Origin of the sequence: Olavius algarvensis spirochete endosymbiont (assembly GCA_900608495.1) — a bacterium.
GTDB lineage: Bacteria > Spirochaetota > Spirochaetia > DSM-2461 > DSM-2461 > UBA2779.
The window spans coordinates 1-278 of sequence record UWYT01000235.1; the positions used below are offsets into that span (position 1 = coordinate 1).

At 57.2% G+C, this 278-nt stretch carries 1 protein-coding gene; it reads left to right on the top strand.

What is annotated here, in order from left to right; all coding sequences use genetic code 11:
• Window positions 1-278: NHL domain-containing protein (locus tag S1OALGB6SA_RS06745; RefSeq protein ID WP_195910346.1), on the top strand; the 278-nt coding region annotated here is incomplete at both ends.

Below are 278 nucleotides of genomic sequence, written 5' to 3' on the forward strand. Positions count from 1 at the left end.
TACCCCACTGGAGTGGCTGTGGACTCATCCGGCAATGTCTATGTGGCAGATAGTGTCAATCACCGCATCCGAAAAATCACTCCGGCGGCGGTGGTAAGCACCTTTGCCGGTACTGACTCAGAGGGTTTTGCGGATGGCACCGGCACTGCGGCGCAGTTTAACCACCCCCTCGGAGTGGCTGTGGACTCAGAGGGCAATATCTATGTGGCAGATTATGGCAATCACCGCATCCGGAAGATCACTCCGGCGGGAGTGGTAAGCACCTTTGCCGGAACAGG